This is a genomic window from Amycolatopsis acidicola, from assembly GCF_007713735.2.
Classification (GTDB): domain Bacteria; phylum Actinomycetota; class Actinomycetes; order Mycobacteriales; family Pseudonocardiaceae; genus Amycolatopsis_E; species Amycolatopsis_E acidicola.
In genome coordinates this window covers 87,402-101,709 of sequence record NZ_VMNW02000020.1, presented here as the reverse complement: position 1 = coordinate 101,709, position 14,308 = coordinate 87,402, and the positions used below count along the sequence as shown (strand labels likewise).

The window sequence follows — 14,308 nt, the reverse complement described above, 5'->3', positions numbered from 1 at the left end:
CATGGATCTGCAGCTGAAGGACCGCGGCGCCGTGGTCACCGGGGCCAGCGCGGGCATCGGGCGCGGCATCGCGGCCTGTCTGGCCCGCGAGGGCGTGCGCCTGGCGATTGTCGCGCGGCGCGAGTCGGTGCTCAACGAGTTCGCCGACGAACTGGTCGCCGAAGGGCTCGCCCGCCCGGCCGTCATCGCGGCGGACGTCACCGACGACGCGGAGCAGGAAACCGTTCTCGCACAAGCGGAAGCCGCGCTCGGTCAGGTCGACATCCTGGCCAACAGCGCGGGCGGGCGGCGCCCGTCGGGACTGACCGCGTCCGACGAGGAGTGGGAGGTGGCGATGACGCTGAACTTCACCGCCCAGCGCAAGCTCACCAAACGGTTCCTGCCCGGGATGCGCTCCCGCGGCTGGGGCCGCATCGTCTACATCACCGGCAAGTCCGAGCCGCCGCGTGTGAGCGGCGAGTTCTGCGCGAAGGCGGCCATGCACGCCTGGGCGAAGGGCCTCTCGCGGGAGGTGGGACCGGACGGGGTGACGGTGAATTCCCTCGCGCCGGGCCGGATCCTGTCCGAGCAGATGCTGCGCAACTACACCGACGCCGACCGCGCCGAGCACGTCAAGGACATCCCGCTCGGCCGCTACGGCGAACCCGGGGACATCGGCAGGCTCGTCACGTTCCTCGCCTCCCCGGCGGGCGGCTACATCACCGGCACGGTCATCCCCGTCGACGGCGGGCTGCGGAGGTACCAGTTTTGAGCATCACCACCGAAGTCGCGCCGACTCACGCGCGGGCGTTCGCCGAAGCCGTCGCGGGCACCGGCTGCACGCACGTGTTCGGGCTGATGGGCGACGGCAACATGCACCTGTTCCTCGCGCTGCGCAAGGAAGGCGTGGAGATCGTCGAAGTGCGCCACGAGTCCGCGGCGGTCGCCATGGCCGAGGGATACGGCTGGTCATCGGGGCGCACCGGGATCTGCTCGGTCACCCACGGGCCCGGGCTCACCCATGTCGCCACGTCGCTGCTCGTCGCCTCACGCAACCGGTCGCCGCTCGTGCTGATCGCGGCCGAAACCCCGGCCGGATATCAGGGCGCGCAGACGTTCGATCAGGAAACGTTCGTGACCTCGTGCGAGGCGGTCTACCGGCGGATGGAGCCGGGGGAGCATCCGGGTGAGGTGCTGGCGGAGGCGATCGCCCTCGCCGAGTCGGCGCGGCGGCCCGTCGTGCTCGGCGTCGCGGCCGATCTGCTGACCGCGCCGATGCGGGCGTCGTCCGGGGTGCGCGCCGAACGTCCTTTGAGGACTGTCGATGACCTGGCGGCCGCGCAACGACTTCAGGAGCTGCTCGCTTCGGCGTCGCGGCCCGTGCTGATCGCGGGTAAGGGCGCCTTCGACGCGGCGGAGTCGATGCGGGTACTCGCCGACCGTTTCGGCGCGGCGCTGGCGACAACCCTTCCCGCCAAAGGACTTTTCGACGGCCACGAGCTGAACCTCGGCATCTCCGGCGGACTGTCGCACCCCGCTGCCGAGCGTGTGCTGCGCGAGGCCGATCTGGTGATCGCGGTCGGGGCGAGTATGGGGCGCAGCACCACCCAGGCCGGACGCCTGTTCGCCGACGCCCACGTCGTGAAGGTCGTGGACGAACCCGGCAAGGGCGAATTCCTGCTCGCCACCGCGGCGGGCACCATGTCACGCCTGGTGGAACTCAGCACCGGCACGGCGAAGGAGCCCTGGTTCACTCCGGTCGGCCCCTCCGCCGAGTGCTGGCAAGAAGATTTGCGCGACTACGCGCCGCAGATCGCCGCCGGCACGGTCGATCCACGGCGTGCCGTCGCCCAGATCAGCACCGAGATCCCCGACGACGCGATCGTCGTCATCAGCAACGGGCACTGCTCCGGGTTCGCGGCGGCGTTCACCGACGCGCCACGCAACGGCCGGTTCTTCGCGGCCCAGGGATTCGGTTCCATCGGGCAGACCCTCACCACCGCCATCGGCGTCGCGCTCGGCGCGCCGGGCCGGAAAACCGTGGTGTTCGAGGGCGACGCCGGGTTCATGATGCACGCGCAGGAACTCGACACCGCCGCCCGCGCGGGCGTGGACCTGACGTTGTTCATCCTCAACGACGAAGCGCTGGGCACCGAATACCAGCGGCTGCGCGAGGAAACCGACGACGCCGCGGCCGCCATCGTGCCACCGCCGGATCTCGCCGCGCTGGCCGAAGTGTTCGGCATCCGCTCCGCGACGATCGCCGCGGAGAACGGTCACGCGGCGGCGCGGGCCGCGCTCGCGCCCGGGCTCGCGGTCGTGGACGTGCGCACGTCGCGCGCGGTGCTGAGCCGCCACATGCGGCTGCCGGGCACGAAATGAGCGTCAGGCCTGAGCATGGGTGAGCCGGTCGAATTCGCGATGCAGTTCACGGTCACCGAGCCGGTCTTCACCCGAGCCCATGCGGACGAGCTGATCGAGCTCGGTCGCATGGCCGACGGGTACGGCCTGCACTCGATCGGCATCGGGGACACCGGGTTCCGGCTCAGCGATGCCGTTTCGAGGACGACCCTGCTGGCGCTCGGCACCACCCGGGCGCTGGTCGGCCTGCGCCCGACGAACCCGTGGACCCGGGACCCGCAGATCGCCGCCGCCTTCCTCGCCACGCTCGACTCGATGACCGGCGGGCGGGCGTTCATGGAGATCGCGACCGGTGATTCGGCCGTGCGCAGCATCGGGCGGAAACCGGCGACGCGGGCGCGCCTCACGGAGTACGTCGCGTGCGTTCGTGATCTACTGGCGAACGGGCGGGGATCGTTCCAGGGCAGGGAAATCCGGGCCTACGGCGGTGCGCGCCCGCCCGTTCGCATCTCGATCGGCGCGGAGGGGCCGCGCATGCTGGAGCTGGCCGGCGAGATCGGCGATGCCGTTTCCATCGGCACCGGCGTCACCGCGGAGGTCGTGAGCTGGTCGCTCGACCGGGTCGCGCGTGGTGGCCGGGGCGCGGAGCCGTGGTTCACCGTGCGCAGCGCGCTCGACGACGATCGGGAGGCGGCGCGTGCGCAGGTCCGCGCGTCGCTGGCCTCGATCCTGCACCACAGCATGCGCCACGGCGTCGAAGACCGGCTGGTGCCGGAGGAGTTCCACGCCGCGATCCGCGACTACGTACGCGGCTACACCCTGGCCGAGCATCAAAGCACTGGTGGCGCCAACGAACGGCTGATGGAGCGGCTCGGGCTCACCGGGTTCGCGATGCAGCGATGGGGCTTGGCCGGGGACGCCGCGGACTGGATCGAGCGCATCGGCGAACTTCGGGCCAACGGCATCCGCCGGATCTGGCTGGCCAACCGCGGCCGGATGCCGCAGCTGAAGCGGATGCTGCGGACTTTTGGCGAGGACGTGCTGCCCCGCGTCCGCTGAGACACGAACGGAAGGTAGTCGATGAGGATTACACGTCGTCAATTCGGTTACGCGGCAGGCGTTTTCGCCCTCGGCGCGGCCGGTGGCTGCGCACGGAGCAGCACCGCCGAAAGCGGCAGCACGAACGATCCACAGCTCCCGCTCACCGTCGCCGCCACTTCGCCGTGGATGGCCAACCAGGTCGCGCTCACCAGCGACGGCACGATGTTCCTTGGCCTGCCAAGGTTTCCGGGCCACGAGCAGACGCCCTCGGTCGCCCGCCGTGGCCCGGACGGCGCGATGACGCCCTTCCCCGGCAATGGCTGGAACGAATGGAAAGCGGGCGACGACGGGCAAAACGCCTTCGTCTACGTCAACTCGCTGCACATCTTCGCGGACGACACGGTCTGGGTCGTCGACCAGGGCGGCCTGCGGCCCGACGCGTCACCGCCGGAACTGTCGACCCCGAAACCGGGTGCGCAGAAGGTGGTCCAGCTCGATCCGAAGTCCGGGAACGTGCTGCGGGTCCTCCGTTTCGGCGCCGACATCCTGCCCGCCGGCGCACAGCTCAACGACCTGCGGATCTCGGGTGATGTCATCTACCTGACCGACTCGGGCGTCGGCGCGCTCATCGTCCACGACCTGGCCACGGGCAAAACCCTGCGCCGCCTGTCGGGGCACAAGGAGATGCTCGCGGTGGAAACCCCGGCGCCGACCACATCAGCTGCAGCGGGCTCTGGGCAGAACAAGCACAAGACCCCGAAGAGCGACATGATCGAGCTGAGCGCGGACGGGGTTTGGCTCTACTGGGCCGCTCCCACCGGCCCGTTCCGTCGCATCAGGACAGACATCCTCCGTGACCCGTCCGTCTCCGACGACGCGCTCGCCGGGCAGGTCGAGCAGCTGGCGAACATCCCGCTCTCAGGCGGGTGCACGATCGACACGAAGGGAAACCTCTACCTGTCGGACATCGACAACAAACGCATCCTCCTCCTACCGCCGTCGGGCAAAATCGTCACCCTGGCCACCGACAACCGCCTCCTCAGCCCCGACGGCTCGTTCATCGGTGGTGACCGCACGCTGTACGTCCCCGCCCCGCAAACCCGGCTCACGCAACTGTTCGGCAACCCCAGGGACCTGACCACCCAGCCGTTCCAGATCCTCTCCCTGAGGTTGCCGGAAACCTTCGACGGCACCGCGCTCGGCGATGCGGTGACCGGGAGGCGGGTTTGAGACAGGCGATCTCGGCGGCGATCCGGGAGGCCATCGCCAGCGGGGAGTTCGCCCCGAACCAGCGACTGATCGAGGATGATCTCGCGGTCCACTACGGAACGACGCGCGCGGTGATCCGGGCCGCGCTGACCGACGTCCGCTCTGACGGCCTCGTCGTGCGCTCGCCGCGGCGCGGTGTGCGGGTGCGGGCCGTGCCCGCCGAGGAAGCCCTCGAAATCGCCGAAGTCCGGATGGCCCTCGAACCCCTGTGTGCCGAATACGCGGCCCGGCGCGCCTCTGTTTCGCAGGTCGACGAGGTGCGCGGACTCGGCAAGACCTTGGCCGACGCGGCCGACCGCGGTGACTGTGTCGGCTTCGCCTCGCTGGAGCGCGACCTCCGCCGGGAGATCGTCGCCGCCGGCGGCCAGCGGGTGGCGCCCGGCCGTCGCGGTCGACGAAGTCAAGGGGCCGCTCGGCCAGCCCGGTCCGCTGCCAGACGCGGACGACTTCCTCGTCGGTGGAGATCGCGCGAGCGCGGGAGAAGATGGTGGCATCGCGGTCGACGCAGGCCACCGAGAGCCCGTCGGCGCCCAGCAGATTGGCCGCGGTGACGCCGGTAGGGCCGTAGCCGATCACAGCCACGCCGTAGTGCGGGTACCCGGTCACGACGAGATGCCTCCGAGATCATCCTGTAGTGACCACTCCACTAGTTACTGGAGTGGTCACTACGGTAAGCTTCGGGGAGTGCGGCATCAAGGACGGTTCGTTCCGGTGAAACCGGCAGTGCCGGTGCGACTCAGGCGTCGGGTGGCGCGATGAGGGCCGCGACGAGGCGCGGGAGCTCGTCGAGGATCGCGCGTTCGAGCATGGTTTCGTAGAGGGTGACGATCGTGATGACTGCACTGCGCGGGTCGACGGCCAGGCGCATGCCGAGGCGGCCGAGCATGTCCTGGAGGATGACGGCCAGGACGTCGTGGAATCGGGTTTCGGTGGCCGCCGTGCAGCTGCGGATTCCGGCTGGCGGAGGGGTTGGGCGCGGAACTCGGCCTTGTGCAGGTACCAGGTCTCGTCCGCGGCGAACGACTCCATGAACAGGACGCCCGCCTGTCGCAACACCCGCGTGACCGCGTCCGCGGACGCCGGATCGACGGCCAAGGCCGCAGTCCGCGCCGACGCCGTCGAAGCCCGCGACTCCATCCAGGCCCTCGCTATCGGAGCCCGCGAGGTAGCGGACGGAAATGCCCAGCTCGCAAGCAAACCCGCCGAACTCGCCCCCGGCATCGCCGCCGCAGCCAGCGGCCCACGCCAGCCCGACAGCGGGGTCCAGCAGGCCAGCACCGGCGCCCGGAAACTCGCCACCGGAGCCGGCCAACCCGACAACGGCGCCAAGGAGGTCGACGACGGCGCCCACGACCTCGCCACCCAGCCGGACAAGGGCCGCGACCAGGTGCCCGGCTACACCGACGCCGAACGCGCACACCTCAAGACCGTCGCGGCCGACCCGAGTACCGCCACGACCGGCGACACATCGATCGGCACCCTGGCGCTCACCCTGTTCGCGGCGCCGGCCTCGTGGGCGCCGGCACTGGCCAGCTACATCGTCACCCGCGCCGTCCCCGGCGCCGTGCTCACCGTCCGCGAACCCACGCGGCGCATCATCCTGCGCCCCGCCATCCCCGGTACTACCGCCGCCGCACTGGCCACACTCGCCATCACCGTGATCGCCGACCCCGTCCTGAAGCGCGGCTTCGCGGGCAGCGGCGGCTTCCTGTCCATCGCGTTGCTGGCCGCCTCCGCGTTCGTCGCGCTCAACCAGGCCAATCGACCCTGGTCACCCTTGATTCCGGCATGACCCTGTTCGACGGAAAGGACGACTAACCATGAGCCGCGCCCGGCGCATCGACACACACCAGCATCTCGTGCCGCCCCATTACGCGGAGTGGATGCGAGACAAGGGAATCCGGCCCGGCGGCGTCGACCTGCCATCCTGGTCGCCCTCGGCCGCGCTGAAGTTCATGGACGGCCACGGTATCCAGACCGGCATCCTGTCGTTGTCCACGCCCGGTGTCTACTTCGGTGACGCCGCCGAAGCCCGCCGCTGGGCGCGCGAAATCAACGAGTACACCGCCGGGGTCGTCACCGGCCGGCCCGACCGGTTCGGGTTCTTCGCCACGCTGACCCTGCCCGACGTCGAGGGAGCGCTCACCGAAGCCGAATACGCACTCGGCACCCTGAACGCGGACGGGATCGTGCTGCTGGCCAACAACGACGGCCGTTACCTCGGTGACCCGGGATTCGAGCCCCTGCTGAAGTTCCTGCACGATCGCCAGGCGACGGTGTTCGTCCATCCTGGCGAGCTGCCCGCCCCGGAAGTACCCGGCATCCCGACGTTCACCGCGGACTTCCTGCTCGACACCACCCGCACCGCGATCAGCCTGATCCTGTCCGGGGCCATGGCGAAATACCCCGGGATCAAGCTGATCCTCGCGCACGCGGGCGGGTTCGTGCCTTACATCTCCTACCGCATCCTGCTCACGATGATGAGCACCAAGAACAAGGCACAGCAGGCCTGGACGCTGCTCGACCGGAAACACCAGGTGCCAAGGCAGCTCGCCGTGCTGCGCCAGTTCTACTACGACATCGCGCTCTCGTCGTCGCCAGCGGCGCTGCCGAGCCTGCTCGCGGTGGCCGACCCGGACCACATCACGTACGGCAGCGACTTCCCGTTCGCCCCGGCGCCCGCGGTGACATTCCTGAACAAGACTTACGAGCAGTACCCGCTCGAGGACAACCAGCGCGCCGCGATCGACCGAGGCAACTCCGAGAAAATCTTCCCCCGCCTGAAAGGCTGACCAGGTGAGTCAGCCTTCGGGCTGCGCGGGCAGGTCGGCCGCGGCAATCGAGGAGGCCTCGTCCGCCGCGATTCCGAGTGCGCGGAGTACGAGCTCGGCGGCGGAGCTTCCCGCTTCTCGCCAGCCTTGGTGACCTTCCAGGACCATCCACATGGCACTGACCGTCGCGCCGCTCAGGAGAGAGGCGATGCTCAGTTCCATCGACTGCGGGACGGTGTAGCGCCCGGTGGAGATACCCGTGTGGACATCCCGCATGGGGGGTCCGGTGAGGATGCCGCGCAGCGATTCGTCAGTGAGTCCAAAACGGACGAAAAACCTGCCCATCGACGGGTTGTCGTGCGCCTGCCGCACCAGCAGGCGGATCCCGGTGGCGAGCCTCGCCGGTGGGTCCTGCACGTTCGCGCCGTCCAGCGCGCCCTTGTTCTTGGCGTGGATCTCGACCGCGAGATCTTCCAGGATCTTCTGGAACAGGTGCTCGACGGATTGCACGTTGCGGTAGAGAGTGCCGCGGGCGACCTGGGCTTCGTTCGCCAAATCGCTCATCGTCAGGTCAAGGCTGCCCCGCTCAGCGAACAGGCGCATCGCCGCCGCGCTGATCCTTTTCTCCGTCGCGTTCACGGACCACCTCCGGCCACGACAGTACAGCAATGCTCATCGATGTCTCATAGCTGACACTATTGACTTCAATTGAACATGTGTGTTCAATTGAGGGGCATCCAGCGGAGGAGGTCGGACATGTCAGGGAAGACAGTGGCCGAGGAGCGGGTTCCGGTCTTGATCGCCGGTGGCGGGCCGGTCGGCCTCGCCCTCGCTCTCGAGCTCGAGCACCACGGTGTCGAAGCGTTGCTGATCGAGCGCAGTCTGGAGACCACTCGCCATCCGAAGATGGACGTGACCAACGGGCGCAGCATGGAGCTGTTCCGGCGGATGGGCGTTGCCGGCGACCTGAGGAAGGTGGCGGTCCCGGCCGATCATCCACTCGTCGTCACCTGGGTGACCCGGCAGACAGGGTGGGAGCTGGCCCGTTTCGCTTACCCCAGTGTGGACGACCGCTACGAGGAGATCCGTTCCCGCAACGACGGCGCGCAGCCGTTGGAGCCGAACATGCGTGTCTCACAGGTCGTCCTGGAGCCGGCGCTCAAGGAGCTGCTGCAGTCCCGTGGCCGACACGTCCGGGTCCGGTACGGGTGGGCCCTCGAGTCGTTCACGCAGGACGACTCGGGCGTCGATGCCGTCATCACGTCGACCCGGACCGGCGAGACCCGTCGAGTCCGGGCCGCCTACCTCGCGGGATGCGACGGTGCGGGCAGCCGGACCCGGCAGGGACTCGGAATCGGACTCGACCGCGTCCCCCTCCTCCGGCTGTTGGTCAAGGAACTGGGTCCCCTCCGTGCCGCTGGCATGGCCGTGCGCCGGCTCGCAGGGTTGGGCGAACGGCCGATGGACGGCCGGTTCTTCCTCGTGCATTTCACCTCACCCGAGCGGGAATTCTTCGAGCGCTTCGGCACCGCCTGGCACATCCAGTCGCCCGAGGGATGGACCTTGATCTCCCAGAACGATCGCGACACCTGGACCATGCACGCGCCACTGGGCATGAGCGTCGACGCGGAGAAAATCGACCCCGAACGGTTCCTCTTCGAGCGTCTCGGACGTCCTGTTGCCTGTGACATCCTGCAGGCCAACGCCTGGACACCGCAGTTGAACGTCGCCAAGCGCTTCGGCCACGGCCGAGTGTGGCTCGCCGGCGACGCCGTGCACCAGGTGACGCCCACCGGTGGCTACGGCATGAACACCGGCGTCGGTGACGCGGTCGGGCTGGGCTGGGCACTGGCCGCCCAGGTGCAAGGTTGGGGTGAGCCAGGGCTGCTGCGCGCGTACGAGGCGGAGCGCAGGCCGGTGGCGGTGCGCAATCGGGACGCGGCGGCTCGCCACACCGTTGTCCGCGGCGCGATCATGGCGGCGTTCCGGGCGGCGATCCACAGCGAGAACTGGCGTGGTGAGCGCAGCCGCCGCCGGCTCGGCCGCGAAATCCGGGACCTGGGGAACCTGGAGAACGAGGCACTCGGTATCGAATTCGGTTACCGCTACGACAAATCGCCTGCCGTCTGGCCCGATCCTGGCACTCCGCCGATCCAGACCAGCGACGCCTATACGCCGTCGACCTGGCCGGGGTCCCGCCCGCCGAGCCTTTTTCTCGCCGATGGCCGCGCCATATTCGACCTCTTCGGCCCCGGTTTCACGCTGTTGCGCTTCACCGGCACCGACGTCGCATCACTCACCGGCGCCGCCGCGGAGCGAAACGTCCCGATCGAGGTCGTCGACATCCGCGACGACCACGCGCGCCGCCTCTACGAGCGCGACCTTGTGTTGATCCGGCCTGACCAGCACGTCGCCTGGCGCGGAGACACCCTTCCCGACTCGCCGCTGCGGCTCATCGACCGAGTTCGCGGCGTCGCCACCTGAGAGGAACATCCCCCATGAACGCCCTGCTGTGGGTACTCCAGATCCTGCTCGCCGTCGTCTTCGCCGCCGCGGGAACCCTCAAGCTGACCCAGCCGCGTGACCGGCTGATCGACACCCTCGGCGAGTGGGTGCAGGACTTCCCAGCCCCACTACTCAAACCACTCGGACTCGCCGAACTCCTCGCCGCGGCAGGCGTCATCCTCCCTGCCGCGACAGGAATCGCGCCGATTCTCACCCCGATCGCCGCGCTCGGGCTCGTCGTCGTCATGCTCGGCGCCATCGTCACCCACGCCAAGCGGTCCGAATACCCGAAAGCGGCCGTCAATCTCACGCTCGCGGTCCTCGCGGCCGCCGTCGCCTGGACCCGGTTCGGCCCCTATCCCCTGTGAACCCGGAAGGAGCGCCAACGATGGATGAGCACCACGATGTCCACACCGGACTGCACAGCGAACACGGCGGGCAGCCCGGTGAACACCCCGGCCGGGCCCGCAACCCGGTGATCAAGGTCGCCGACCTCGCCTGGCTGGAATTCGAGAAGCCGGACCTGGCGAAGGCGGAGCGATTCGCGCACGCGTTCGGGTTCGTCACCGCGCTGCGGACCACCGGCGAGCTGCACCTGCGCGGCAGTGACCCCACCGCCCCCTGCGTGGTGATCCGGCACGGGCCGCGGGAACGATTCCTCGGCCCGGCGTTCCGTGCCGCCGAGGCGACCGACCTGCGGCGGCTGGCCACCGCGACCGGCAGGGAGGTGACCCGGCCACCCGACACGATCGGCGGGCGCATGGTCGAACTACCCGATCCGAGCGGGCTCCGGGTACGGGTGGTGGCCGACCCCCACCCGTTGTCCGCGCTACCGGCGCAGCCGGCACACACCTTCAACTTCGGTCACGACCCGCACCGGATCAACGCCACCCAACGACCGCCCCGCGAACCCGCCACGGTGCAGCGGCTCGGACACCTGGTGCTGCAGTCAACCAGCCACCGGCAGACCCTGGACTGGTACCTGGAGTACCTCGGCATGATCGTCAGCGACTTCCTCTACTTCCCCGGCCAGCGCGAACGCGGTCCGACGATGAGCTTCATCCGCTGCGACCGCGGCGGCGAACCGGCCGACCACCACACCCTCGCGCTGACCCTCGGGCCGTCTAACCGCTACGTACACTCCGCTTACCAGGTCGCCGACCTCGACGCCCTCGCCGCGGGCGGGCAGTACTTGCGCGAGCACGGCTACCGGCACTCGTGGGGCATCGGCAGGCACATCCAGGGCAGCCAGATCTTCGACTACTGGCGCGACCCCGGCGGGTTCATGGTCGAGCACTTCTCCGACGGTGACCTGTTCGACAACACCCTCGAGCCCGGCTGGGCGCCGATGTCCGCCTCAGGGCTGTCCCAGTGGGGCCCCGCGGTCACCCAGGACTTCCTCGGCATGCGTCCCGGCAGGGAATCGCTGCGGGAACTGCGCTCCGTGCTGACCGCGCTGCGCGAGGACAACGAGTTCAACCTCAACCGCCTTCTCGGCCTGCTGAAAGTAGCCCGCTCATGACCACCTCCATCCTGCGCACCGCCGACACCTGGTGGGTCCGGACCCCCGCCGGCGCAACCAAGATCGACACGCCCGCGGTGACCACGGGCGAACTGCTGGCCGACCGCACCGCCATCGCCGCCGCGGCCACGGGTCCCACGGTTCCCTTGGACAGCCTGGAACTCCACTCACCGGTCACCGCCCCGTGCCGGGTCGTCGCGCAGATGACCAACTTCCGCTCCCACGTGGCCGACGCCGGGATGAACCCGGACACCGTCCCGCTGACGTTCTTCCGCAAGAGTTCCGGCTCGATCAGCGGCCCGCACGCCGACATCATCAAGCCGCCGCACGTGCGCTTCCTCGACTACGAGGTCGAGATCGGGCTCGTGATCGGCCGGCAGATCCCGGTCGGCGCCTCGCTCACCGCCGCGAACCTCGCCGACCACGTGGCCGGACTGGTGGTCACCAACGACGTCAGCGCCCGTGACCTGCAACTGCCCAAAACACAGTTCTACGAGTCGAAGTCCTATCCCACCTTCACCCCGACCGGCCCGGCGCTGATCCTCCTGGACGCCGACGAACTCAACCGCTTCGGCGACCTCCGGCTGACGCTGACCGTCAACGGTGAAGTGCGGCAGAACGCCACCGTGCGCGCGGACATGATCTACCCGCCGTTGGAAGCCCTGCGGGCGCTCACCCGGTTCCAGCAGCTCGACGCCGGCGACCTGGTGCTCACCGGCACCCCGGTCGGCACCGCGCTGTCCGCCCCGCCGAAGCCGGTCGAGCTGATCGCGAACCTCCTGCCCGCCGCGGTCAAGTGGAAGGCGTTCTTCACACGGCAGGCGGGCAACCCCAAGTACCTCAAGCACGGCGACGTCGTCGAAGCCACCGTGGCCACCGACGACAGCGCGATCGACCTGGGCACCCAACGCACCGTGGTGAGTGATGCCCGATGACCAACCTGCTCTGGCCGTACTACGCCGCCCCCGCCGACCTGGCCACGATCGAGGCGATCCCGCTCGCCGAACGCGGACTGCCCGCGACCACCTACGACGTCCTCCACCGCGCCGCGACCACATGGCCAGAGCGCCCCGCGCTGTCGGTGCTGCCCGACGCCACCGGCTGGCAAGAGCCGGCCACCCGCACTTTCGGCCAGCTGCTCGACGACGTCAACCGCGTAGCGAACCTGCTGCACCACCTGGGCGTCGGCCGCCGCGACGCAGTCGGGCTGCTCGCCCCCAACTGCGCCGAGCTGATCACCGCCCTGCTCGCGGCACAGACAGCCGGGATCGCCGCCCCGATCAACCCCGGCCTCGCGGCCGAGCAGGTCGGACAATTGCTGCGACGCTCCGGGGCACGGGCGCTCGTGGTGGCCGGGCCCGAACTGGACGCAGCGTCATGGGAGGCAGGTGAGCGGCTCGCTCGCGAAGGCGCCGTCGACACCCTCCTTGTCCTGCAACCCACCGGCGCCACAGGCCCCGCGCCCGCGCTGCCGCAGATCGACGGCGTCACCCTCGGCTACCTCGCCGAGCTCGCCGCCGACCAGCCCAGCGCCCAACTGCTCGCCCCGGCACCGCAGGCGAGTGACCTGGCGGCCATATTCCGCACCGGCGGCACCACCGGCACCCCCAAACTCGCCGCCCACACCCACGCCAACGAAGTCACCGACGCTTGGATGATCGCCGCCATCACCCTCCTCGACACGGAATCGGTGATCTTCGCCGCGCTGCCACTGTTCCACGTCAACGCCCTCGTGGTCACCCTGCTCGCGCCCCTGCTGCGCGGCCAGCACGTCGTCTGGGCCGGGCCACTCGGCTACCGCGAACCAGCCCTGCACGCCCACTTCTGGCGCATCGTCGCTCACTACCGGGTCGCCTCGATGAGCGCGGTCCCCACCGTCTACGCAGCACTGGCGCAAGTCCCGGTCGACGCGGACATCTCCAGCATGCGCTTCGCCATGGTCGGCGCCTCGGCGCTGCCACCCGCGGTACGCGAGGCGTTCGAGGACCACACCGGCATCCCGCTGGTCGAAGGCTACGGGCTCACCGAAGCCACCTGCGCCAGCGCCCGCAGCTTCCCGGACACACCGCGGCCCGGCTCAGTCGGCCAGCGCCTGCCCTACCAGCACGCCAAAGCCGTCCGCATGGATGCCGACGGAACCTGGCACGACCTGGCCCCTGATGAGATTGGGGTGCTGGTGATCAGCGGGCCCACGGTGTTCCCCGGCTACGTCGTCGGCCACGATCACCACGGCCCGATGCTCGACGGCCACGGCACGCTGCGCGACAGCTGGCTCGACACCGGCGACCTCGCCCGCGTCGACGAGGACGGGTTCATCCACCTCACCGGACGGGCCAAGGACCTCATCATCCGCGGTGGCCACAACATCGACCCGGTCACCATCGAGGACGCGCTGCTGGCCCACCCCGCGGTCACCGCAGCTGCCGCGGTCGGCAGGCCCGATCACCGGTCCGGTGAAGTCCCCGTCGCCTACGTCGTCCTCGCTCCGGGTACGCCCGCCACGGGGGACGACCTGGCGCAGTGGGCCGCCGGCCAAGTGGCCGAACGCGCGGCCGCGCCCAAAGCCGTGCACATCCTCGATGCACTGCCGGTCACCGACGTCGGCAAGCCCTACAAGCTCGCCCTGCGCGCCGACGCCACCCGCCGGGCCCTCGCCGACGACCTCGCCCACCTGCCCGTCACCGTGGAAGCCACCGTCCAGAATGGATCGATCACCGTCACCGTCCGCACACCGGGCGACATCGACGAGAACGCAGTGCGCAAAAGCCTGGACAACTACTCGATCCCCTGGCGACTCATCCGGAACACGCCCTGAACGGCTGCTGCCGGACGGGGGCGATCACGCTGGACGTGGCATCGC

13 protein-coding genes and 2 pseudogenes are annotated in these 14,308 nt (G+C 69.6%); 12 read left to right on the top strand and 3 right to left on the bottom strand.

What is annotated here, in order from left to right:
- Position 1 precedes the first annotated feature (1 nt).
- The 5 genes and pseudogenes from FPZ12_RS16560 to FPZ12_RS16540 all read left to right on the top strand — a co-directional run.
- Positions 2-751, top strand: coding sequence for an SDR family NAD(P)-dependent oxidoreductase (locus FPZ12_RS16560; RefSeq protein WP_144748105.1), 750 nt, complete (start codon positions 2-4; stop codon positions 749-751).
- Positions 748-2,361 (top strand): thiamine pyrophosphate-binding protein, encoded by a 1,614-nt coding sequence (locus FPZ12_RS16555; RefSeq protein WP_144748104.1) that lies wholly within the window; start codon positions 748-750, stop codon positions 2,359-2,361. Before FPZ12_RS16560 ends, FPZ12_RS16555 begins: the two co-directional genes overlap by 4 nt.
- 15 nt (positions 2,362-2,376) lie before the next feature.
- A complete protein-coding gene (locus FPZ12_RS16550; protein ID WP_144748103.1) occupies positions 2,377-3,399 on the top strand; it encodes an LLM class flavin-dependent oxidoreductase in 1,023 nt (340 codons plus the stop codon).
- 21 nt (positions 3,400-3,420) lie between these two features.
- Positions 3,421-4,611: an L-dopachrome tautomerase-related protein gene (locus tag FPZ12_RS16545; protein WP_144748102.1), complete on the top strand. Its 1,191-nt coding sequence runs from the start codon at positions 3,421-3,423 to the stop codon at positions 4,609-4,611.
- Positions 4,608-4,964, top strand: a pseudogene (locus FPZ12_RS16540) (GntR family transcriptional regulator); the annotation flags it as partial. The gene FPZ12_RS16545 and the pseudogene FPZ12_RS16540, both read left to right, overlap by 4 nt.
- Positions 4,965-5,118: 154 nt before the next feature.
- On the opposite strand, the pseudogene FPZ12_RS46425 reads toward FPZ12_RS16540, so the two are convergent.
- Both FPZ12_RS46425 and FPZ12_RS46025 read right to left on the bottom strand, forming a co-directional pair.
- Positions 5,119-5,226 (bottom strand): annotated as a pseudogene (locus FPZ12_RS46425) (hypothetical protein); the annotation flags it as partial.
- A 160-nt stretch (positions 5,227-5,386) separates the two neighbouring features.
- Complete coding sequence (locus FPZ12_RS46025) at positions 5,387-5,536, bottom strand: hypothetical protein (RefSeq protein WP_208025871.1); 150 nt, start codon at positions 5,534-5,536, stop codon at positions 5,387-5,389.
- Positions 5,537-5,677: 141 nt separating this feature from the next.
- Here FPZ12_RS46025 and FPZ12_RS16525 point away from each other — a divergent pair, with 141 nt between their 5' ends.
- Both FPZ12_RS16525 and FPZ12_RS16520 read left to right on the top strand, forming a co-directional pair.
- Positions 5,678-6,442 carry a hypothetical protein gene (locus FPZ12_RS16525; RefSeq protein WP_208025870.1) on the top strand — a complete coding sequence of 255 codons (765 nt, stop codon included), beginning with the start codon at positions 5,678-5,680 and terminating at the stop codon, positions 6,440-6,442.
- 28 nt (positions 6,443-6,470) lie between these two features.
- Positions 6,471-7,442 carry an amidohydrolase family protein gene (locus tag FPZ12_RS16520; protein WP_144748100.1) on the top strand — a complete coding sequence of 324 codons (972 nt, stop codon included), beginning with the start codon at positions 6,471-6,473 and terminating at the stop codon, positions 7,440-7,442.
- Between the two features lie 9 nt (positions 7,443-7,451).
- On the opposite strand, the gene FPZ12_RS16515 is transcribed toward FPZ12_RS16520, so the two are convergent.
- Positions 7,452-8,060, bottom strand: a complete 609-nt coding sequence (locus FPZ12_RS16515; protein WP_144748099.1) for a TetR/AcrR family transcriptional regulator — start codon at positions 8,058-8,060, stop codon at positions 7,452-7,454.
- Positions 8,061-8,192: 132 nt separating this feature from the next.
- Here FPZ12_RS16515 and FPZ12_RS16510 point away from each other — a divergent pair, with 132 nt between their 5' ends.
- From FPZ12_RS16510 to FPZ12_RS16490, 5 genes are read left to right on the top strand one after another with little or no spacing between them, the layout of a single operon-like run.
- Positions 8,193-9,905 carry an FAD-dependent monooxygenase gene (locus tag FPZ12_RS16510; protein ID WP_166462782.1) on the top strand — a complete coding sequence of 571 codons (1,713 nt, stop codon included), beginning with the start codon at positions 8,193-8,195 and terminating at the stop codon, positions 9,903-9,905.
- Positions 9,906-9,919: 14 nt separating this feature from the next.
- Positions 9,920-10,294: a DoxX family protein gene (locus FPZ12_RS16505; RefSeq protein WP_144748097.1), complete on the top strand. Its 375-nt coding sequence runs from the start codon at positions 9,920-9,922 to the stop codon at positions 10,292-10,294.
- A 20-nt stretch (positions 10,295-10,314) separates the two neighbouring features.
- Positions 10,315-11,448, top strand: coding sequence for a VOC family protein (locus FPZ12_RS16500; protein ID WP_144748096.1), 1,134 nt, complete (start codon positions 10,315-10,317; stop codon positions 11,446-11,448).
- Positions 11,445-12,383 (top strand): fumarylacetoacetate hydrolase family protein, encoded by a 939-nt coding sequence (locus FPZ12_RS16495; protein ID WP_144748095.1) that lies wholly within the window; start codon positions 11,445-11,447, stop codon positions 12,381-12,383. The genes FPZ12_RS16500 and FPZ12_RS16495 overlap by 4 nt, the downstream gene beginning before the upstream one ends.
- On the top strand, positions 12,380-14,263 hold the full coding sequence (locus tag FPZ12_RS16490; RefSeq protein WP_144748094.1) for an acyl-CoA synthetase: 1,884 nt from the start codon (positions 12,380-12,382) through the stop codon (positions 14,261-14,263). The genes FPZ12_RS16495 and FPZ12_RS16490 overlap by 4 nt, the downstream gene beginning before the upstream one ends.
- Positions 14,264-14,308 lie beyond the last annotated feature (45 nt).